General features: G+C 46.2%; 18 protein-coding genes. 8 read left to right on the top strand and 10 right to left on the bottom strand.

All coding sequences use genetic code 11. The features are described from left to right. Nucleotides 1-187: 187 nt before the first annotated feature. Nucleotides 188-2,839, top strand: a complete 2,652-nt coding sequence (locus NSQ38_RS13505) for a cation-translocating P-type ATPase (protein WP_339789933.1) — start codon at nt 188-190, stop codon at nt 2,837-2,839. Nucleotides 2,840-2,901: 62 nt separating this feature from the next. Here NSQ38_RS13505 and NSQ38_RS13500 read toward each other — a convergent pair whose 3' ends face one another. Next, on the bottom strand, nt 2,902-3,285 hold the full coding sequence (locus tag NSQ38_RS13500; RefSeq protein WP_339789931.1) for a VOC family protein: 384 nt from the start codon (nt 3,283-3,285) through the stop codon (nt 2,902-2,904). Nucleotides 3,286-3,533: 248 nt separating this feature from the next. Between NSQ38_RS13500 and NSQ38_RS13495 the strand changes: the two genes are divergently transcribed. Further along, nucleotides 3,534-4,874 (top strand): MFS transporter, encoded by a 1,341-nt coding sequence (locus NSQ38_RS13495; protein ID WP_339789929.1) that lies wholly within the window; start codon nt 3,534-3,536, stop codon nt 4,872-4,874. Between the two features lie 155 nt (nt 4,875-5,029). Here the strand turns inward: NSQ38_RS13495 and NSQ38_RS13490 are convergent, their stop codons facing one another. Then, nucleotides 5,030-5,686, bottom strand: a complete 657-nt coding sequence (locus tag NSQ38_RS13490) for a DUF2625 domain-containing protein (protein WP_339789926.1) — start codon at nt 5,684-5,686, stop codon at nt 5,030-5,032. Between the two features lie 177 nt (nt 5,687-5,863). Here NSQ38_RS13490 and NSQ38_RS13485 point away from each other — a divergent pair, with 177 nt between their 5' ends. Continuing rightward, a complete protein-coding gene (locus tag NSQ38_RS13485; protein ID WP_339790532.1) occupies nt 5,864-7,276 on the top strand; it encodes a DUF5123 domain-containing protein in 1,413 nt (470 codons plus the stop codon). A gap of 134 nt (nt 7,277-7,410) precedes the next feature. On the opposite strand, the gene NSQ38_RS13480 is transcribed toward NSQ38_RS13485, so the two are convergent. Both NSQ38_RS13480 and NSQ38_RS13475 read right to left on the bottom strand, forming a co-directional pair. Continuing rightward, nucleotides 7,411-8,394, bottom strand: a complete 984-nt coding sequence (locus NSQ38_RS13480) for a sensor domain-containing diguanylate cyclase (RefSeq protein WP_339789923.1) — start codon at nt 8,392-8,394, stop codon at nt 7,411-7,413. Between the two features lie 25 nt (nt 8,395-8,419). After that, nucleotides 8,420-9,226 carry an alpha/beta hydrolase gene (locus NSQ38_RS13475; RefSeq protein ID WP_339789921.1) on the bottom strand — a complete coding sequence of 269 codons (807 nt, stop codon included), beginning with the start codon at nt 9,224-9,226 and terminating at the stop codon, nt 8,420-8,422. Nucleotides 9,227-9,444: 218 nt separating this feature from the next. Here NSQ38_RS13475 and NSQ38_RS13470 point away from each other — a divergent pair, with 218 nt between their 5' ends. Beyond that, on the top strand, nt 9,445-10,659 hold the full coding sequence (locus NSQ38_RS13470) for an MFS transporter (RefSeq protein ID WP_339789918.1): 1,215 nt from the start codon (nt 9,445-9,447) through the stop codon (nt 10,657-10,659). After that, a complete protein-coding gene (locus NSQ38_RS13465; RefSeq protein ID WP_339789916.1) occupies nt 10,652-11,215 on the top strand; it encodes a TetR/AcrR family transcriptional regulator in 564 nt (187 codons plus the stop codon). The genes NSQ38_RS13470 and NSQ38_RS13465 overlap by 8 nt, the downstream gene beginning before the upstream one ends. An 85-nt stretch (nt 11,216-11,300) precedes the next feature. On the opposite strand, the gene NSQ38_RS13460 is transcribed toward NSQ38_RS13465, so the two are convergent. Continuing rightward, nucleotides 11,301-12,935 carry a nucleoside hydrolase-like domain-containing protein gene (locus NSQ38_RS13460; protein WP_339789913.1) on the bottom strand — a complete coding sequence of 545 codons (1,635 nt, stop codon included), beginning with the start codon at nt 12,933-12,935 and terminating at the stop codon, nt 11,301-11,303. Nucleotides 12,936-13,267: 332 nt separating this feature from the next. Here NSQ38_RS13460 and NSQ38_RS13455 point away from each other — a divergent pair, with 332 nt between their 5' ends. Both NSQ38_RS13455 and NSQ38_RS13450 read left to right on the top strand, forming a co-directional pair. Continuing rightward, entirely contained in the window at nt 13,268-13,918 is a 651-nt protein-coding gene (locus NSQ38_RS13455; RefSeq protein ID WP_339789911.1) for a hypothetical protein, read from the top strand. Between the two features lie 34 nt (nt 13,919-13,952). Further along, a complete protein-coding gene (locus NSQ38_RS13450) occupies nt 13,953-14,510 on the top strand; it encodes a DUF1697 domain-containing protein (protein WP_339789908.1) in 558 nt (185 codons plus the stop codon). 135 nt (nt 14,511-14,645) lie between these two features. On the opposite strand, the gene NSQ38_RS13445 is transcribed toward NSQ38_RS13450, so the two are convergent. From NSQ38_RS13445 to NSQ38_RS13435, 3 genes are all read right to left on the bottom strand, one after another. Beyond that, complete coding sequence (locus NSQ38_RS13445) at nt 14,646-15,089, bottom strand: Hsp20/alpha crystallin family protein (RefSeq protein WP_339789906.1); 444 nt, start codon at nt 15,087-15,089, stop codon at nt 14,646-14,648. A gap of 191 nt (nt 15,090-15,280) precedes the next feature. Then, nucleotides 15,281-16,480, bottom strand: a complete 1,200-nt coding sequence (locus NSQ38_RS13440; protein WP_339789903.1) for an MFS transporter — start codon at nt 16,478-16,480, stop codon at nt 15,281-15,283. Between the two features lie 317 nt (nt 16,481-16,797). Beyond that, complete coding sequence (locus tag NSQ38_RS13435; protein ID WP_339789901.1) at nt 16,798-17,757, bottom strand: AraC family transcriptional regulator; 960 nt, start codon at nt 17,755-17,757, stop codon at nt 16,798-16,800. 321 nt (nt 17,758-18,078) lie between these two features. Between NSQ38_RS13435 and NSQ38_RS13430 the strand changes: the two genes are divergently transcribed. Then, the gene (locus tag NSQ38_RS13430) at nt 18,079-19,665 is read left to right on the top strand and encodes a stalk domain-containing protein (protein ID WP_339789899.1); all 1,587 of its coding nucleotides are present in this window, start codon (nt 18,079-18,081) and stop codon (nt 19,663-19,665) included. A 135-nt stretch (nt 19,666-19,800) separates the two neighbouring features. Here the strand turns inward: NSQ38_RS13430 and NSQ38_RS13425 are convergent, their stop codons facing one another. Together NSQ38_RS13425 and NSQ38_RS13420 are read right to left on the bottom strand one after the other, a co-directional pair. Then, nucleotides 19,801-20,037 carry a hypothetical protein gene (locus NSQ38_RS13425; protein WP_339789897.1) on the bottom strand — a complete coding sequence of 79 codons (237 nt, stop codon included), beginning with the start codon at nt 20,035-20,037 and terminating at the stop codon, nt 19,801-19,803. A gap of 122 nt (nt 20,038-20,159) precedes the next feature. After that, entirely contained in the window at nt 20,160-22,403 is a 2,244-nt protein-coding gene (locus tag NSQ38_RS13420; protein WP_339789894.1) for a carboxylesterase family protein, read from the bottom strand. Between the last annotated feature and the right edge of the window lie 37 nt (nt 22,404-22,440).

Genomic DNA, 22,440 nt, shown 5'->3' with positions numbered 1-22,440 from the left:
AGACCATCATCCAAACTGGAAATAATAACATTCAAAAAAAGGCATATCTCGGATCATTATGAAAAATACTGTGTACAGCTAAAAACGTATAAATCCATAATTTTAAAAAATACGGAAATGAAACGATTCTAGATTTTGCCCGTAAGGGTAATACACAGAGAAATCTAATATTCAAGGAGCTGGTCAATTGCAACATTACAGACACAGTGCGGAGGAAACCCTTCAGGATGTGCAGAGTTCCTCCAAGGGACTCACAACATCCGAAGCTGCCAAGAGACTTGAAACGGAAGGATATAACGAGTTAAAAGGTAAAGATGCAACACCAGTCTGGAAATTGTTCCTCGAAAATTTCAAAGATCCGATGGTCATCGTGCTGCTGATTGCAGCCGCTGTACAGGTTGTACTTGGACACCTGATTGAATCGTTGATCATATTCCTGGTTATTTTGCTCAATGCGGTAATCAGCGTAGTTCAGACCAAAAAAGCCGAGAGCTCGCTCGACGCGCTGAAACAAATGTCTGCTCCTGAAGCCAAGGTCATTCGTGACGGGCAGAAAAAGACCATTCCAGCAAGAGAACTCGTTCCCGGTGATATTGTTATGCTGGATGCAGGTGATTATGTCCCGGCAGACGGGCGTATCCTGGAATCAGGAAGTTTGAAAATCAACGAAGGCATGCTGACCGGAGAATCGGAAGCTGCGGAGAAACACGCCGATACCATCCCGGATGAAGCTCCTATTGGAGATCGTCGCAATATGGCCTTCAGTGGCTCACTCGTCGTATATGGACGGGGCATGCTTGTCATTACAGGTACGGCTCTCAAAACCGAAATCGGTAAAATTGCCGAACTGATTGAAAATGCCGAAGCCAAAAACACGCCATTACAGCGCAAGTTGGAATCTTTCAGCAAAAAACTGGGCTTTTTCATCCTCGGCTTGTCGATTCTCATCTTTGGCATTGAAGCCGGTCGTGTATGGTTGACCGAAGGTACGGAGAATATCGGGCCATCCATCGTAAATGCACTGATGTTTGCCGTAGCTGTTGCGGTTGCTGCCATTCCTGAGGCGTTATCCTCCATTGTGACTATCGTATTGTCACTTGGAACAAATAAGATGGCCAAACAACATGCGATCATTCGCAGACTGCCTGCCGTGGAGGCGCTCGGTTCTGCCAGTATCATCTGTACAGATAAAACAGGAACACTAACTCAGAATAAGATGACTGTCGTCGATTATTACATTCCCCATGGCACCAAAGACGAATTCCCCGATGATCCCGATCAGTGGTCGGAAGAGGAACGACGTTTGTTACATATTGCGGTGCTCTGCAATGATTCGAATATTAACCAGGAAGGCAAGGAACTGGGTGATCCAACCGAAGTGGCCCTCATTGCCTTCAGCAACCGGGTGAACAAGGATTACAATGAAATCCGTGACCAGTTCCCGCGTGAAGCTGAGCTTCCTTTTGACTCGGATCGAAAGCTCATGAGTACGGTGCATACCTTCGAGGGACAGACGGCTTTGCTGACCAAAGGTGGACCGGATGTGCTGTTCAGTCGCTGTAGCCATGTGTTTATCAACGGAGAAGTTCAGCCACTCACACCCGAGATTCGCACACAGTTTGAAGAGAAAAATGAGGCATTCTCCAAACGCGCCTTCCGTGTGCTGGCCTATGCGTACAAAAAATTCGATGACAAAAACCAGGTCACCATTGATGACGAGCATGATCTGACACTGGTTGGCCTGACAGCGATGATTGACCCACCGCGTGAAGCGGTATACGGCTCTATTGAAGAGTCCAAAAAAGCGGGCATTCGCACCATCATGATCACTGGAGATCACAAAACGACGGCTCAGGCCATCGGTGTGGATATCGGCCTTGCCGAACCGGATGACCTCGCCATTACCGGAGCCGAACTGGACAAAATGTCCGATGAAGAACTGGATCAACAACTTGAACACATCTCGGTATACGCCAGAGTATCACCTGAGAATAAAATCCGGATTGTGCGTGCATGGCAGCGTAAAGGCAAAGTTGCAGCCATGACCGGAGATGGGGTTAACGACGCGCCTGCGCTGAAACAAGCCGACATCGGTGTAGCGATGGGTAGCGGAACAGATGTCGCCAAGGATGCGGCTGCCATGATTCTGACGGATGATAACTTTGTCTCCATCGTGAATGCAGTTAGTGTTGGGCGGATGGTGTTTGATAACATCAAAAAAGCCATCGCCTACCTGTTCGCCGGTAACCTCGGCGCGATTATCGCCATTTTGTTTGCCCTAGTGGTCGGTTGGGTTAATCCGTTTACAGCCCTTCAACTGCTGTTCATCAATCTGGTGAACGACTCCCTGCCTGCCATTGCTTTGGGTACAGAGAAACCCGAGCCGGATGTCATGCGACGCAAACCGCGTGATATTAACGAGGGGATCTTCGCAGGCGGAACCCTGCAAGCTGTGATTACACGTGGTGTCCTGATTGGTGCGGCTGTTATTGTATCCCAATATATCGGACTTGGCATCTCGGAGGAAATCAGTGTGGCTATGGCCTTCACAACCTTGATTCTGGCACGCAGTCTGCAAACTTTTGCAGCACGTTCCAACACACAGACCATCTTCCAGGTGGGCTTCATGACCAATAAATTCGTGCTTGGCTCCATTCTGGTATGTCTCTGTCTCTATGCAATCACACTGATTCCAGGTGTTCGCGGCGTCTTCGCAATCCCGGATACATTCGGCTGGAATGAGTTCTTCATTGCAGGCGGACTCGCTCTTGCAGCCGTCATTCTGATGGATGTCATCAAGTGGGTTCGCAATCGCGGCAAACAAGTTACTGCGGCATAAGTTCTGCAGATATCGCATGCACAAACAGGCGCTCTTATCGGAGCGCCTGTTTCTGTATCTAATTATCCCTGTTTGATGCCAAAAGCGATCCATCGTCCATCAATATCCTCGATCACAAACTCCTTGTTATTATAGTCTGTATGATTGAGGGTACGTACGATGTTCACATCGGCGTTGATCAATTCCTGTTGAAGCTCTTCCTGGTTCTTGGTAATAAAATATGCATCATATCCATACCCATATAATTTTCTGTTGGGAATGACTTTCTGACCATTGCTTTGGGTTAAAATAATCTCGGTAAGATCACGATACAGGCAGATATGAGGTTCCGCGGCATCAAGATATTCGACCACCCGAAAGCCCATCTTTTCTTCATAAAACTGCGCGGTTCGCTTCATATCCAGAGTCGGAAATACGCTGTGGGACATTAATAATAAGTGAGTCATACTGTAGTCTCCTTCAAAATCTCTTCAAAACATGATTATGTAATCCAACCATCATCTTACCCAATTTCAGGGAACTAGTCTATAAATTCCGACTCTACATCACTTAATTTTACTTATACTGCGCAATATACAGTATGACATTATTGCCATATAATAAAATAGAGCGTAAAATGATATATTGCTTTTCATCACATTTTCATCAAAGCTCCATCCGAATTCACATTCATAGATAAGACAGGAATGGTACCGTGAAAGATAAAATTGTCATGCCACTCTGGACATGCTGTTTATTCATCGTTGTGATGAACACCACCATGTTCAATGTTTCTTTGCCAGTCATTATTCATGATCTGCAGATTACCTCGGACCTGGGGTCTTGGGTCATCTCAAGTTATTCCATTGGTTACGCCCTGTCGACGGTAATTTACAGCCGATTGTCAGACCGTATTCCGGTACGCAAACTGCTAACGGTCGGGCTTCTTATTCTGGGGTTATCTTCGTTGCTCGGATTGTTCGCGCATAACTTCGCGATCCTGTTGCTGACACGCATACTGCAATCTGCGGGTGCAGGAGTTATGGCCGGGCTGGGTCTCGTCATTGCAAGTCGTTACATCCCGGTGGAACGGCGCGGAGCTGCCATCGCTCTCATCTCATCAGGTAGCGCCATGGCTTTTGGACTTGGCCCCATTGTCGGCGGACTCATTAGCGAGTACTGGGGCTGGAACGGACTTTTTGCCATAACGGTGCTTGTCCTGCTCGCCCTGCCTGTATTGCTCTATTTTCTCCCCCGTGAATCCGTCAAAACAGATCAGCCGTTCGATGTTATTGGTGCCATATTAACCGTCATTAATGCCACTACACTTCTGGTCGCGATCACCCAGCAGTCCTGGTTATGGTTTGCCATTGGCGTTATTTCACTTGTTGCACACCTCTTGTATATTCGGAAAGCAAGTCTTCCGTTTGTGAATCCACAAGTATTCCGAACGCCAGGATACACCCGGTTAATCCTTATCGGATTCTGCGTGCTGGTGGTAAATCTGGGCAATCTGTTTTTGATGCCACTTGTGCTTGCTGATCTATATGGACGCTCTTCGCTCGCCATTGGTTTGCTGATTGCTCCCGGAGCTATTGTTGCAGCATTTTGCACCCGCTTCGTCGGACGCTGGATCGACCGTTATGGCAATATGCGATTTATGATCATCGGACACATCCTGCTTGCAGCGGTACTTGCCCTATTCATGCTCGGACTGGATCAATCCGCCCTGGTCATTACCAGTGGTTATCTCTTTTTCTCACCGGCACTGTCAGCCTCCATGGCTTCACTGAATAATGAAGCGTCACGAGTGCTGCCCAAAGCGCAAATCGGTTCCGGTATGGGCATGTTACAACTGATTCAATTCTTCGGTGGTTCGGTGTCTGTAGCTGTGTGTGGGCTGTTACTGCATAGCATTCCGGGAGTCTCGGTAGAGAAAGCTTACCATGTGGTGTATGCATGTCTGTTGTTCGTCTGTGTCGTTTCACTGGGGCTAGCCATCTGGCATAGCAGAGCTTCACGCTCAAGCTTTAAACCTGTTCCATTGGACAATTGATAATTGATGTTTAAAGTTCAGAACCAAAAAGGCCCGCGCCAAGCGCGAGCCTTTTTTAGTTTGGAACAGAAATGCCTTTTTTTTAAAAGTGGATCACTCAATGAACTTGAACTTACAGGTTACTTTTCTTATTTCCTCCTACAGCAGCATGCCAACTATTTCCCGTCCAGTGCGAACTTCCAGGCCTCCATGATGCTAATTGGGGCTTTACTGCTGCTCTCGCCGTCACCTTCCTGCGTCCAAAGTGGTGGATAATACGCGAATACTTGTCCCGTCTGTAGCTGAGACATATCTTCCTGCCAGCCTTTCCAGCGAAAGGTCTGATAGAACTGCTCCAGATCCCCATTTGCGAGCCAATTCATGAAACCTGAATATGTCAGTTCTGTCGATTCCCACTCGAGTGTATCCGGGGCAAAATAATAGACCTGTCCCGTGCGGCCATACTTGCCTGTATCCATTCCGAAGAAACCGCCTGCCGCATCATATGCGACGACCATCATACCTTCCAGTACATCTACCCAAGGTTGCTCACTCACACCATTCCAACTGGTTAGACTTCCCGATGTACTGTCACCACCCGCACCAAGCAGCGTGATCCAGCCATGGTCCAGTACAATGCCCTCTGTCTCATAAGCAACAGCCCCCAGATAGGATTTGGTGCTTATTTGCAGACGATAGAGGGTATCCTCTCCAGCCTCCTGCTTTGCTGGAACATACACATATGTATTTTGCCCGCTGTCCAGGAGTTCCTTGAGTTCTTCCCATGCGTGATTCTCCCGATCTACTAATTCAGCTATCGTTAATTTATTCATGAGCAGTCTCCTCGCTGATTTTATTAGAGCATATCATGGCTTATTAACCCGTTCAAATCTGCTATAATCTATCTTCAAAGCTAAATTCAAGGGGGAAACGATTTGATTCGCGTAGTTATACTTATGATTCCGATTCTGATGGTGCTTATATCCGGTTGTCAGAATCATACATCTTCCATGAAGGAACCCGTGTCTGTTCAAAAGTCTGATCCCCAGGTCATCCATTACATATCACCCCAAGGAAACGACTCGAATAAAGGAACCATTCAATCTCCATGGAAAACGTTACAGCACGCAGCTGACCACGCTTCGCCAGGAAGCACGATTTATGTGCGGGAAGGTGTGTATCATCAGAAAGTCAAAATCACCAGGAGCGGTAATTCTTCCGCTAATCCAACCCTATTTTCAAGTTATCCTCAGGAGCAGGTTATCATTGATGGTAAAGGTTTATCTGTCCGGGGCATTGAAGGGTTGATTGAAATTGAAAATGCCAGTTATATCACGATTCAGAATCTCGAAATTCGTAACTTCACGACCACACTTGGGGGCCAAGTTCCAGCCGGGATCTATGTCCACGGAGCAGGTGAGCATATTCAGCTGTTAGGCAACACCATACACGCGATCGCTAGTTACGCAACTCCTGAAGGTCCCGATTTGCGGGGCAGGGATGCCCACGGTATTGCCATCTATGGCACAGAGCACCCTCAAGCATTACGCGATATCATCATCAAGGATAATGAATTATATGATCTTACACTTGGTTCAAGCGAGTCACTCGCAGTCAACGGTAATGTTGATACCTTTGCCATCCAGGACAATATCATCCATGATTCCGACAATATTGGTATTGATCTGATCGGGTACGAGGGTACATCTGAGGATGATACATACGATCAGGCTCGGAACGGCATTGTACGAGGCAACGAAGTATACGATATTACGTCCAATAATAATCCCTCCTACGGTACAGACCTGCCCAATGATACCAACTCGGCCGGTGGCATCTATGTAGATGGTGGGAAAGATCATATCATCGACCAGAACCGGGTATACCGGAGCGACATCGGAATTGAGATTGCCTCAGAGCATGCCGGACGTTCAACCAGCAACATTACTGTGCGTGATAACCTGATTTATTCCAACAGATTGACGGGTATTGCCATGGGAGGTTATGACGAGGAACGAGGAGCTACCGAGGATAGCAAGATTATGTACAATACACTTGTGGGAAATGATACCCTGAATGCAGGCAATGGACAGCTATTCACACAGTCACGGACGAAGAACAATACGTTCATGCGTAACATTCTCGTATCGGGCAGCTCGGAAGTACTGATATACAACGAATATACTAGCAATACCGGCAATGTGTTTGACCATAATGTCTATTACTCACCAGGTGAGCAGGGAGATGCCCTGTGGGTTTGGAAAAATAAAGCCTACTCCGGCATCGCCGCCTACATCAAGGGATCTGGCAATGATGCACACTCCATATATGTGAACCCGGCATTTATGGATGAACTGAGCGAAGATTTTCGTCCTCAGGCCAACTCTCCGGCTAAGGCGTATGGTTACCTTGCTCCGCGATAAAGTTAATCTGATGTTACTCAAGTGGAATTAGCCCTGCCTATTTTCACGCAAATCAAAGGAGCCTGTGCTATGTGGGATCATTTCCCTCATACTGCACAGGCTCCTTTTTGCTTTTTTTTGATGCAATCCAATCTTTAACTTCTTACCATCTGAGCTGCATGTGTCACCCGGTTTCGTCCTCCGGTTTTGGAGGCATATAGGGCGTTGTCCGCTCTTTGGAACAAGGACTCTTCCGTATCTTCCTCTACCACAGTAGCCGCACCGATACTCACAGTAATGTTATATTCGCCCCAGTCGGCTAAAGCAACCTGTGAACGATATCGTTCTGCAATACCGATCGCTTGCTCCTCTTCACAATTTGGAAGAATGATCACAAATTCTTCCCCGCCATAACGTGCAACCACATCCGTACTTCGCGACAACGATTGCAGCAGCCCTGCCAGATTGCCGAGTACCAGATCTCCGATCGGATGTCCGTAGGTATCATTAATGCTTTTGAAATGATCAATGTCCACAACCAGAAGGGAGAAATAACGTTGTTTTTCACGGAACATCATCAAGCTTTCAAGCATTTTTTCCTGGAAAAACCTGCGGTTCTTCAATCCTGTCAACAAGTCGGTGGAGGCCAGTGTCTCCAACTGATCATTCACTTTAATTAACGCCTGCTCTTTAATTTTATATTCCTCATGCAGTCGTTCAAGCTCCTTGTTCGCTTCTTGCGTCGCTTGATACAGCTCCTGTAGCTTCGTTTTGGTATGCAAAATATCCTTCTCATGTTCGATTCGCTTACGCATGACAACAACGACACAATCCACAACACTTTCCCCGTTACGGGTCTGACGAACACCGTTAAGCAGCACGGGAACAGCCTGCTGATCACGGGTACGGAACGTGAAGTACATCTCGTCCACATGTCCATATAACTGGATATAGGGATAGAAATACGTATGGAAAAACACCTTGTTGCTCACCGACATGGTCGATTCAATATGTTGCCCTATCAGCTCATCACGTTCATAGCCAAGCATCGTAAGAAAAGTTTGATTAATCGACTGTACGACGCCCGAATCAGAGATAGAGAAGTATCCACAGGGAGCCAGATCTAATTGTATATCCATGGAATAACTGCCTTTCTTCCGCGTTTTATGCGCTCGTTAAATAATCCTTAATCATTCGGATGGTTTCTTCCGGTTGACTTAGATGCGGATAGTGTCCCTTGGCCGTCATCTGTTGCAACCTGCTATTCTTCAGATGAGCGTGTAGATAATCCCCTACCTCTACCGGGGCAATGCTGTCATCCGAGCACTGAAGAATCAATGTTGGCACAGTTGCCTGCTCCAAATCAATACGACAGTCCGATAAAAACGTCACTTCAGCAAATTGTCTCGCAATATGCGGATCTCTGGAGCAGAAGCTTTTCTCCAACTCCTCCGTCAGCTCTTTCCGTTCCGGATTGTTCATCACAATGGGTGCCAGATAACTTGCCCACCCAATAAAATTCATCTGCATCATCTCAAGCAATTCATCGATATCATTCCGATCAAAACCTCCATAATAATTCGGCAGATCATTCACGTAACGTGGAGAGGGTCCCAACATAACGATTTGTTTGAAATATTTGGGGTTCTGAATCGATGCCAGCATACCAATCATACTGCTGACGGAATGCCCGACAAATATGGTGTCCTTTAGCTCAAGCGCTTCCATAATTTCCAGCACATCCTGAGCGTATCCTTGAAGATTGTTATATTTGACAGCATCATAATAGTTAATTTGAGATTCGCCAGATCCAACATAATCAAACAACACCACACGGTAGTTCTCCATAAAACCTGGAACAATGTAACGCCACATATCCTGATCACATCCAAAACCATGAGCAAATACAATCGTTTGGCTACCCGAGCCAAGTACCTTAACATTATTTCTTACAAGTACATCAACCGTCATTGCATATCACCTCTCTGAGGTAGTATTCACTTGAATCATTTTATCTGATTATTATATCGGAAAATGTTGGGATATGGATTAAAAATGTTTAATTACTTCTCTCATCCACAAAAATTCATGCCTCCATGCTCTAAATGCGCGCTTTACAATCTGACTACCGTCAGGTAAAATCAGTTCAACATGTCGCGCGACAGAGATTAACATTACGGAGGAAAACCATGAGTACTTCAACACATAGCTCTACACCTCAGCAACTCTGGGGAAGATCATTCCTATTTATCATGTTAGCCAACGCATTATTGTTTATGGCATTTGAAATGTTGCTTCCCACCTTGCCCTTGTTTGTCTCAAGCCTGGGTGGCGAAGCCTCCCAAATTGGGCTTGTTACCGGCGTATTTATGTTTTCCGCCATCTTGATTCGACCCTTCACTTCTGTTTTGGCAGCTCGAATAGATAAAAAATATCTATTGATTATCGGCATCACTATCTGTGCATTAATGACAGGCGCATACTACCTATCGTCAGGTATTTGGATGATTCTTGTATTTCGAGTAATCCACGGATTCGGATTTGGTTTGGCAACGACATATTTTGCAACGATTGCCACTGAAAACATACCAAGAGATCGCCGGGGAGAAGGCATGGGATATTTCGGCGTAGGGGAAACGGTCGCCATATCCATCGGTCCATTGATTGGAACAAGCCTGTTGTTTAGGTACGACTACCAGAGCCTGTTTATGGGAGGTATGTGTATTTTGCTGTTAGCTCTCCTGATGACAGTGTTTGTATCCAGAAAGCCGAAAACAGAAGTTCGTAGCGAGCCCATGCAAACCCATGTCCCTTCGGTGAAACTGATTGAAAAGAAGGTACTCTTCCCTTCCCTTCTCATTATGCTCGTTGGTATTGCAGCGGGTTCAATCATGTCCTTTGTGGCTTTATTCGCCACCGAAAGAGGGTTCGAGAATATAGCCTGGTTTTTCTTTGTCGTCGCCATCGCCAGCTTCGCCGTTCGACTGTTCTCAGGGAAAATGTTTGATCGATGGGGACCAGGTTCCGTATTGTTACCTTCTGCCGTGTTTGCAATCGCGGGGCTACTGGTTCTGATTATCGCCCAAAGTGATGTGCAATTCCTGATCGCCGGCGCATTATACGGCTTTGGCTTTGGTGCCATATTCCCGGCTATTCAGACCTGGTGTGTGAATCTTGTAGAGGAACATGAGCATGAAAATGCGATGGCTTCCTTCTTTAATTTCTTTGACCTCGGGATTGGCGGTGGCTCGTTAATCCTGGGCGTAGTGGCTTCTGCATTTTCCTATACGGTGGTGTATGCTATCTCTATAGGCATTTTTGTGGTATATATCTTGTTATATTTGGTATACTCCCAAAAACAGCAAAGGTATACAGCTCGCCAACTGGAGGTAGACATTGAGTAAAAAACGAATCAAGGAAATTGCCATTCAACATTTTAATCGTCTGGGTTACGAGGGGACCAAGATGGCGCAGATTGCCGAAGAGGCAGGCATTCGCAAACAATCCCTGGCTTATCACTATTCATCCAAAAAAGCGTTATTGCTGGAGTTATATGAGGAAGTTGTGCAGGAGGAACAGCAGTTTGTACGCCAATTTTTCAGCGCGTCTGTTAGCCAAACTCTGGATCAGCAACTATATGCCTTTTTACATGAACACAAAAATCGTTTCCTGACAAATCCAAACGTCGCTTTTATGTATATCCTGTCCTTTATCACACCGCTGGAAGTGCATGATTTTGTGCTGGCCCAATATCGAACGTACCTCGGAACACTAAAGGAAGAGTTGGCAGCCGTATTTACCAGACATTCCGATACACGCCTGAGTCCGGAAGAAGCCACCGTAGCTTTTGTCACCGTGATGGATGGATTGGATGTACAGCTCGTGTATGAGACACGGCAATCCTATGAACAAGCTTTGGCGATTACCTGGAATGTCTTCTGGTCAGGCATCCAGCGTTAAAGGATCAATTACGATCAGACTACACAAATAAGAGGGGCGTCCCACCAGCCATGTTGATGACTTTTGGGACTTCCCCTCTATTTCTTTATTTCACGGTTAGGATCACACGTTGATAATGCTTCAACTGATGCTCTCCATCATCCTGTACTTCGGCAACGATATGAAGGGTATCACCCGATTTGGCATCGTCAGGAACGGTAAATGTCACCGCTTCGGTATCACTGCCCTGCAATTTTATCGTATCCACCTGCTCATCCTTGGCAAGTTCGCGATGCAATCCAAGCTGCAGATCACCCGCCATTTCAGGCTGAACTTTGTTCGGTGTTACTTTGGAATCCTCATACGTGTCCGCTTCGAAATATCTCCACCACGTATACGTCAGTTGATCTCCATCCGGGTCTGTGCCTTCCGCGTGAAGAGTAACTTCCTCCCCGGGACTAACACTTAGATCCAGCCCTTCCTTAATCGTTAATGACGGATTATGGTTGGCACCTTCGTAAGTGTCTGCAACTGCCCAGTCTGCACGTGCTGCAAAATCATCCTGCACATCGTCAAACCATCTCATCAGAGAGTATTCGGCTTCATAGCGTTTGGTGTAGGGATCGTAATCAAGCACATTGTTTCTAAACAGCTTGTCGTTCACGACGCCAAAGCGACCACCCCAACCGCCATAGGAAGGGTCTTCCATACTGCGCAGCCCATTATCGATCAGATAAAAGAAGGAAGGAGAGTCACCCTCAGATATAAAATCGTACTTGTCATATTGCGGATTGTTCTTCAGATATTCAGCACTTCCCCGTTGTTCTTCGGCTAGTTCGCCCTCGATCATTTTGCCGTCACCCATCGATGCATACATGTCCATCAGCTTGCCATGTCCGTTCAGAATATTCTTGACCATCCAGTCGCCATGAAGCTTGCTGTTCACTTCTTCGGCATGCATCTTCCATGCATAGGCAAAATGCCAGAAGTTCGATTGGTCGTTAAGAATGCGGATATCCGGCCAATTCTTCGCAATGTATTCGTTGTAACTGTCATCCTGATCGAGGATGATGTAGAGGACCAGTTTGTCGCTGACTTTTTTGCGGATCGTATCCCACTCAGCTGTGTCCTTGTACTGTTCCTCAATCGATTTCAGCGCTCTGGCTGTGGTATTGGTGCCACCCCATGTCTGAACAATCAGGTCTCGGGAGTCATCGTCGAGGAAAAGAGTTTCGAGGAACTCGGAACCTTCGGTTTCCTTCTCCATCTCCCCTTTATCGGAAATATTACCGATCTTCGTCATCGCTCGAAGCTGTTCCGGCTCCGGGTACCCATCCGCATGTTTGGACAAGTTCGGGTAGATCTCGCCATAGGCATCGATCATGTCGTATACCCACTGTGTGCCTGTCCAGCGGAATGGTTGGATCCCTGCTTCCTCGTCTCCAGCATAATGATACACCGAACTGGTCAGTACAATTCCGGCGAGATCCATCTCATTCGAATACAAGAGGAAACGAATGACGGAGTTCATATCATCCACTTCACCGTCGGTTGTAATCACTGTTCTGCCTTTGGCAGCTTGGTTGTTTGCAGGTTCCTGGGTTTCATTCTCTGTCTGCTCTGTCGCCTGATTCGGTGTATCACTCGCGGTTTGTGGCGCTTTGGATGCGCATCCACTGATCACCAGGATGATACTTAGACAACCTGCGGCAAAACCGTTTAACCATTTTCTCTTGTTCATAATGCTCCCCTTTCTTCTGTACAGCGTGATGTTAGTTGGGTTGGAATAAGTACGTCCTCTGTTTTTCTATCCTTAATATGGACCGTAGAATGCAAAAAAACCCGAACTACATTATGAATGGAACAAAGTCCACGCATAGTGATGTTCAGGTTTTGCCTGCCCGAAGCAGTAACAATCCTTATTTGAGTGAAAGTATACCATGTCCACTCATGAATGTAAACGTATTCAAATGTTTTTTTGAATTTATCTTTGATATAGTATAATGCTTATAGCCAAGAATCAAACGAATCGGCCTGTTATTATATCAATGTTATTAGGAGGAATCAGACACCATGCAACAACTGGATGCGGCCTTGACCCGTTTTGTGGAACAGCAGGATTTATATAATGAAGCTTATGGACTTTTCAAACATCATGATCTGCGTCCTCGCGAACAACATCACCAGCCGGAAGTGGATACACGAATACCTCTTTCTCCAGAACTTCAGTATCTGTACACTCACTATGAAATGATAGATGCCAGTGCTGAAGGTACACTCAAAATGAAAAATGCCGCCGTCGAAATCGGTGATGCAGCGTTGATCTCCTTTGTTGCACCTGAACATCTGCACCGTCAGCAACTAGGTTACCGCTGGATTGGCATGAATGAACCTTATGAGGAGTCCTCCAATTGGCCAAAAAATCACGTCGTCATCGCAAACTTTAACGATGACCCGTTAATTGTAGATGTGGAAGCACCAAACTCTCCTGTATACGCCGCTTTTACAGGTGGAGAACCAAACTGTGTTGCTGATTCGCTGTCTGATTTTTTCAGTGCACTAGCCATCCTGATCGAAGCGGCACGGAGCTATGCCGGGGAAGTGAAAGATGAAGAAACCTATGAGACCAAGCCCGAGTATCTGGAGCATGTGGAACCGCTAATGAATGATCTGTTGGGAGAAGAGTATACCGCTCATCTTTTCGAGTATCTGTCCTTTTGTTAAAACGGTGAATTGAAGGAATTGGAGGGGCACCCATATGATCTATGTGGCTTTGCTACGAGGCATTAATGTAGGCGGGAACAATAAAATCAATATGAAACAGCTGAAAGAAACGTTTGAACAAGCAGGTATGCTGGATGTTGTTACCTATATCAACTCTGGCAATATTATTTTTGCCGATCATCAGGAACGTGCCAATGCAAATGTGGAGATATCCCATGTGTTAGAACAGGCCATCGCCGCCGATTTTGGCTTACAGATTAGGGTAATGGTGCGGAATATGGATGAAATCCAACGCGTTATTGAAGCACTCCCGGAAGAATGGGTTAATGATGATACAGCCAAAAGTGATGTGATGTTCCTCTGGGATGAAATCAATGAACCCTCCGTGCTGGATCAACTGCCCATCAAATCGGAAATCGGCACACTGATCTATGTTCCCGGAGCCATTTTGTATTCAGTCAGCAGAGAGGATGCATCCAAAAGTGGCATGAACAAGCTTGTGGGATCCAAAGTATATGCCTATATGACGGTTAGAAATGTGAATACCACACGTAAGATTTATGCCCTGATGCAAGCAGCAGCTGAGAAATAACTCGGAACCAGCACAATGGATAGTCCGTTATGTATCGTCCAATTCATATGAAAAATAAAGCATGCAGAAAACATCCTTATGGATGTCTCCTGCATGCTTTTTGTCAGCTTAGGGAACAAATCTTTTCTCTGTATATTAGTTAATCTGAATGCGTCTGCGAGATTGATCATCCCCAGGACGTTTCGGAATTTCAAGCTTCAGCACACCATCTTCCAATCTGGCCTTAATATTCTCCTCATCAATATGATCCACATAGAAACGCCGGATAAATTCACCTGAACGACGCTCCTGCCGAATGATCCGATTGGAGTCGTCCTTCTGTTCAACCATGTCATGGCGTTTGGCACGAATGATCAATTCTTTACCTTCAACCTGAATGTCTATGTCCTCTTTGGCAATGCCCGGAAGCTCGGCTTCTACCGAATATTTGTCTTCTTCCTCACGAATGTCGGTCCGGAATGGCTGGGAGCCAGTTCCAAAAGGGGAGAGGAATGAGTTCTCAACCATGTCATTGAAGGATTTCAACATGTGTCCGAACGGGTCTTCATTTCGTTTACGAAACGGAATCAGATCAAACATGAAAATCAGCTCCTTTTGTGTGGTTGGTTAATTGGTGTTGCTTACATTGATTATTATAATACCCGTGCAAATAAGGCTCAAAGTCCGTAAAAGACGAAAAAAAACGATTTTCTTTCATCATAGTTCACTATTATAAAATAGATCCTTTTTTCTTTTATTTTGACCTTTTTTGACTTTCTGACTTTGTCTGACTATAACGAATGAATGGGGTCCGTTACAGTATTGGATTGTTTTTTCCTCATTCCCAGCATCATGATTGCCAGCATGACAACCAGAACAGCTACGAGCATAAACGGAACATGTTTGTCTACCTGATAGAGTGTCGTTGTAAGTAAAGGCGTAATGACGGCGGATATCCCCTGAATCGCTGCTACCAATCCCGCTGCACCGCCCTGCTGTTCTTTGCTAACTGCAAGCGAAGCACCTGCCATGAACCCCGGCATCATCAGACCCGAACCCATACCAAACAGGAAAAACGAGAAATAATACATGGATAACACATTGAAGACCAAAAAGAGGATCATGCTTGCGATCAGGAAAAGGGACCCGAGCAAAATCATCGGGCGTGGCTGCCATTTCAACCATTTCATCTGAATGACCTGCATGATCAACATCGCTGCTCCAGAGAACATGAGTCCAAACGAAACCATTCGGGCCGTCGCCGCTGGGGATAGAGCCAGTTGATCCTGAAAATAAAATCCTCCGACAACCTGCAATGTCATGATGCCCATCATCGTAACCAAGCCTGCAGCAAGGTACATTCGTAAACCACGTTGGAACGGGTTGACTTTAGGCGGTTTTGCCTGAATGACCGGTTTGGCTGCCGGGATTAACAACAAGGCAATAATAAACGCAGCGATCGCTATAAAAATGCCAAAATAAAGCGGCCAGAGCAGACCGATAAGGGTAAAAGCTCCTGCAATCGCAGGTCCAAATACAAGGCCAAGTCCATTCGCAGCACTGATAATCGCCATTCCACTTCCCCGCTCTTCCCCTTCTGTCACATCACCCATATAGGCTTGGGCAGAAGAAAGTACAGCCGGAATAAACATACCGATCAGACTGCGCGTCACAATCAGAAGGGTTAACAAGAGCCCCCCTCCGATCCATGCATTTAATCCCCCGTACAATGCCAGTGCAAATAATGCACAGCTCACAGACATGCCTATGAATCCAATCAATATGATTGGTTTTCTTCCTCTATCACTCCATCTGCCCCATACCGGAGCCATAACAGCCATCATAATGGACCCAAGCGAGATAATAAGACCGGAATGGCTTTCTTTCATGCCCAACTCGCGAATAAGCGGTGGCATGATGGGTGCAATCAGCATCAGACCCAGCATGGCTGCCAATACGCTAAAAAAAATACTTCCTCTGATTCGGTTCATGCTCATACACTCCTCTATATTTCAGTACAGTATCCACTGTACCTGGAGTATACAAGGCTGAGAGAATCCCCACTGCCTCTATACGGAACAATTCACGGCAAGCCGGATTTATTAATCTTATTTTTAAAAAGATGAACCCTTAAAACTTTACACAAGACCACTACGATTACAGTACCATCTTCCGATCGATGTTATCACCGGATTTCCGTGATTCCCTTCTATATAAAGGGAGAAATCCGTTGATAAAGGCGAACGCTCCGCTTCTCCAGACTGGTTCTGCACTCTTCGTTCTCGTATAATCTTTCAGTTCATCTTATTTAATAAATTTTTTTCATCTCAGAAGGCTTCACGCCGAATTTGCGATAAAATTGCTGTGAAAAGGCACTGACATTGCTGTAACCGACCGCAATCGCGGCCTCGGTGACGTTGTTATTCTGATTGCGCAGCAACTTCATGGCGTTGTCGAGACGAACCTGACGCAAATATTCAAAGACCGTGCTTCCGAATAGCGCCTTGAATCCTTTTTTTAATTTAAAATCGTTAAGACCCACTTGTCTGGACAATGCTAGCAAGGATGGAGGATCTACCATACAGGCCTCCATAATCTCCCGTGCCCTATGTAACTTCCGGATGTCCTCTCTGGAGAATCCCGCGGGGATTGGCGCCAGATCAAACAGTTGGAACATAAATTGATTCAAGATTTCCAAGGCTGTCGCTTCCATCATTAAGGAGGATCGATAACTGTTGTTTAATTCTACAATCAGACTGTCAATCATCGTTCGTATCCGGTTATCCAATTGAAATACAATCGGCTTGAACACTTTTCGCCCTAACACCTGATTAAACGCAATCGACTTGAAACCGCCCAGTTGCGCCGCCGCATAATTGAACAGAGAAACAGGAATCCCCAGCGAAAAGGACGTATACAACTCCCTTGCCGGAGGATGAAACCACGCTTCGAAATCATGCATAAAAATAAGGGCCCCTTGCCCTATCGATAACGAATAATCCTGACCGGATATATCCACATGTCGCTCTCCTGACAAGGCAAATTGCAATTCCACAATGGGCGTTTCGGATGCAAAATACGTTGGATACGGCTGATGATATTCAACCTGGGAATATAAAATCTCAATGCCACTGTATGTTGTCACTCTTTTGACCTTACCGCTACCCGCCTTGGGAGAGAGCAGATACGTGTGTTCATCTTGCTGACTGTAAGGCTCTTGGGTCAGGTAATGCTGATATACTACGCCTAATGCATCATCCGTGCGCATGGGTATTCACCTCGCCTATATCTTGATCAGACTCGTCAGTAAAGAAAGTCCGAATTAATTGATAATGATTCTCAATTATGATTCTAGCGTATTTTCTCCCGTTCGACCAGTCCTATATATATGAAGGTTCACGTCTGCTTTTTTCTTCATGTGGCAACATCATTTTATACGCTAACTTACATATCCAATTTGGAAAAATATCTCTTATCTAACCTTTTACACAAATCGCAGACTGCTCTTACCTCTCCTTAACATAAGCTCCCTATACTAAAACAATTGCACAACTCATTACACACGAAACGATAAAGGGGATCTGGAACATTGAAAAAGAGAAATCAATGGCTTGCCGTTCTGTCGATGACAGCCATTCTTAGCGCAGGAGCAACCAGCTACACATCAATGGTCCATGCCGCTGACGCAACTAAATCCGCCAATGATCATGTCTTACTGCGTACAGCCATCCAAAATATGCAGGGTACGGTCACATGGAACGGAAACAGTCGCAGTGTTGATATCCAGATCGCAGATACTAAAGTACAACTTCCTGTAGGAACGTCTTCAGCCACTATCAACGGTGTGAAAACTTCTTTGGACAGTAAAAGCTATATCACCAAAGGTACAACGTATGTATCTCCCCAAACGCTAAAATTAATTACGGATCAACTGATCCTGAAACAAAATAAAACCGGTTTTGAACGAACCGCATCGTTTCAGATGCCCGGTGGCAAAGCAGAAATATCAGCCTCTACGCCAGATGGACAGCGCCTGCTCGTAACCGAAGCAGACAATGGCAGCATCTCCGTATTGGATATCGCTGACCTGAAAAACATCAACGTATTAAAGACGGTCAGCTTCCATGACCTCTCCGTCAAAGCTGAAGTCACAAGCGTAACCGTGTCCAAAGATGGTAAATACGGTCTTGCTGTTATTCGTACAGGGGATACGGACAGTGAAGCAAACAAAGGGTTGCTTGCCATTGTGGATCTGACAACCTACAAAACCGTCAAAACATATGAACTCGGTATTGGTCCTGACTCGATTGCACTGTCACCTGACGGTCTGCATGCGGTGATCGCGATAGAGGATGAAGAGCTGAATAAAACTACCGATGAAATTGACTATGCCAACACCAAACGTCCGGGTAGCATTATGGTTGTATCTTTTGCTGGCGGGAACGTATTGGAGGGTGAAATCACCAACTTGCCGGTATCGCTGGACAATGTAGAAGGCGCCATCTATCCGCATGATCCACAACCGGAGTATGTTGCCATGAGTCCGGATAGCAAGACAGCAGCCATCACGTTACAGGAGAACAATGTCGTGGCCATCGTAGATCTGGAGACCAAAAAGATCAGCTCCATCTTCGCGCTTGGTACCACTTCACATCAAGCCGATCTGAAAGATGACGGTATCGTTCAGTTTAAAGAGACATTGACCGCTCGTTACGAACCGGATGGGATTGCTTTCTCCGCAGATGGTAAATACCTGCTGACAGCTAATGAAGGAGACTTGGGCAAGAATGAATTTGAGGATGGTGTAAAAGCAGGCGGACGTAATATTGCTGTCTGGAATCTGCAAGGCCAACGGATGTACGATAGCCAAAACCTCATTGACGAGGCAACCGCCATGGTTGGCTTGTACCCCGATGATCGTAGCCCCAACAAAGGTAGCGAAGTGGAGAATCTGACCGTTGCTACTGTAGACGGCACAACATATGCCGCGGTAGCTTCCGAACGGGCAGATGCCATTTTGTTCTTCGATCTTGCTGATCCGGTCAATCCGGACTATCTGGGTCTGATCCCTACAGCCGGAGAGTCGCCAGAGGGAATCCATCGGGTAAATGGACGTAGCCTGTTTGTAAGTGCAGATGAAAGCACGGGAACACTTAGTTTTTTTGCCAAGAAATAGATCGAGCGCCCTTGGTAAGCAAAGGCTGAACTGAACGGTGTCACGTAGTATTGAGTAGGAGGGGGCGAAGAAGCCCCTGTCCTCTCCTACTATTGTACGCACTATTCCACGTACCCACATACAATGCTGCAAAGGTTATCGTCGCTTCATATTTTCCACTTCCCGCCTGTTCCGCTCTACTTCCTCTTGTAACACTCGTACTTCCATCCTTAATGCGGATACTTCCTCTTTGACGCCAGACCTCTTCATCCCAAGATAGAAAACCAGATATAATACAAGACCAATCATAATAAAGAAAATTAATAGCGTTATAATACCTGCAATACCAAAATTACTAACTCCATCCATAATGTACGTTTTCCCCTTTCCCATATCTTATTAATTTATATTTACAACAATACCATATTTATGTATAACGAACAGTATAAAAAGCCAAGAGAGCATGCTCCCTTGGCTTTCAATTTATCTATATATGCCTTCCTATCCGGTGATCCTTATTCCCAGAAGAAACGACCTGCGAATACTTTTTCCGTCAACAGTTTATACGTTTCTTCAGGCAATTCTTTTTTCATCTTTGCCATAACGGCGTCTTTGCCTTGATTATATTGTGTGGACATGCCAATCTCTGCCGTTGTATTGCTAGCATCCAGACGCATGATTGGGGCTTGAGCATCTTTCGTCCAAGGTGTCCATGCCGCCAGATCAGGTGATCCACCCGTACCTGGATTGCCTGTGTACAGGAACTGCTTCAGATATGCTGCCATCGCGGCGGACAACTGATCACGTCCTGGTTTGTTTGTATCGCTAAAGTACCCATCAGGGAAATAAGCAGCAATTCCGTCTGCGTGTCCTGTATAGAAGTCCATATCCGCACCATGTGGTGCACCCAGTAACGTGAGCAAACGCTCAGAGATAACCCCAGGTTGTGTGCCCCATGCAAAACGATACGCATATACCGGTGGCTGACCTGCTTCACTTGTCAATTGTTCTGCTACACGCTCTGCATTAAAGCCTGCATAAGCTTCGCTACCGTATTTCAACGCAGCAGCATATTGTTCCGCCTTGGTTTTATCAGTAAATAGGGTTCCATCCGTAATCGATGGAGAGAAGTTTGGATCACCGAAGGCAAAACCAGAGAACTCCGTTTCCAGGCTGCCGAGCAATACAGGAACTTTTGTGTAATTACCGCTTTGGATGGCGTCAAATCCTTCTTTTGGAATCACTGTACCATCCCGGAACAGATGCGGGAATGGTTCCATACGGATTGCGGTTGCACCAAATGCTGTGACCAACTTGTCCGCAGGCAGTGCACGCAGGTAACTCTCCAGCTGTGCCTGAGATTGCTTGCCAATCCATGTTTTGGCTTCTTCTGCATTAGCCGCTTTCCCCTCTTGCACGAGTAGCTTCACAAGTACATCCTCGGATTTTTGCTCGCCTTCTTCCGGTGATGCTGTCGTCAATCCTCCGCTGAAAGCAACTGCTTTTTGATACAACCCTTTGCTAAGTGGAGAGATCAGGGTTGCCAGCACATCACGTGCACCAGCAGATTGTCCGGCTAATGTAACATTGCCTGTATCTCCGCCAAAACCTTCGATATTATCCTGCACCCACTCCAATGCACGGAATGCGTCAAGCAATCCATAGTTACCTGAGTCATCCAGGGCATTGCCTGTTTTCAGCGCTGCTTTCTCGAAGAATCCGAGAGCTCCCAAACGGTAGTTCACCGAGATAATGATGCTGTTGGTGCTCCGTGCAAGCTGTTCACCCTGAAAATCTTTGCCTGATCCGGTCATATTCCCACCGCCGTGCAGGAACACCATAACCGGAAGTTTCGAGCTGGTTGTGTCGGGACGCCAGATATTGAGATACAAAGAATCCTCGCTACCTACTGTATTTTTACCGGAGATCTGCAAGCTGTTCGCTGCAAATTCCTTAGCCGATCTCGTTCCTGTCCATGATTCCGGTTCTTGCGGGGCTTTCCAGCGCAGTTCCCCTACTGGAGGTGCCGCGTATGGAACACCGAGCCAACCCAGCGTGCCATATTGCTCATAGGTTTTGCCATCAATTGTGCCATACTTGGTCTGTTGCACCGTTTGAGGTTTGAACGCCCCAGCTTCTTTATGTTTTAACCAGTTCTGCTCCAAAGTTCCACTGCCATTCTTGAGCTGTATCTGCAAAGCCTGTGCGGTTGCCTCTGCCATCAGGCGATTGGTAAGTTGACTCGCTCCCTTCCCTTGAAGCACCTTGATTCCTTTACCAGCCGCATAGGTGGAAGCCGCTCCCTGCTCGTAATCCGTACCTGCTTCATATCCAAGCACCTTCAGCAGCATTTCGGCATAACCTTCCGCTGTAAGTGGTGCATTAGGTTCAAACTTCTCCGTTCCTGTTACGATCTCAGCCACATACGGATGCTGCTTCAAGTAACCAACGACCGGTTGCAATACTTTGCCTGCCTGAGCCGCATCGTCATACGTTTCCGATCCCTGATAAGCGAGTGCTTCTTTCTCCAATCCGGACAAACGTAAGTAAAGTACTGCGGCCTGAATGCGTGTAGCCTTTTTGTTCAGATAAGCTGCATTAACACCTTGACCGCTGCCGCGAATAAGCTCGGATTGGATCAGCTTGTCCATCGCTGCTGAAGAAGAGGATGCTGTATTGCCTGCTGCATAAGCTGGTAGAGCGGATACACATAACCCCAGAATTGTTGCTACGGCAATCGAACGTTTAATGGTTTTCATGTCATAAATCTCCTCGCTGTCGAATAGTGTGTGATGG

This window comes from Paenibacillus sp. FSL R7-0313, assembly GCF_037969885.1.
Classification (GTDB): Bacteria; Bacillota; Bacilli; order Paenibacillales; family Paenibacillaceae; genus Paenibacillus.
This window is presented reverse-complemented; position numbering and strand designations above follow the sequence as displayed.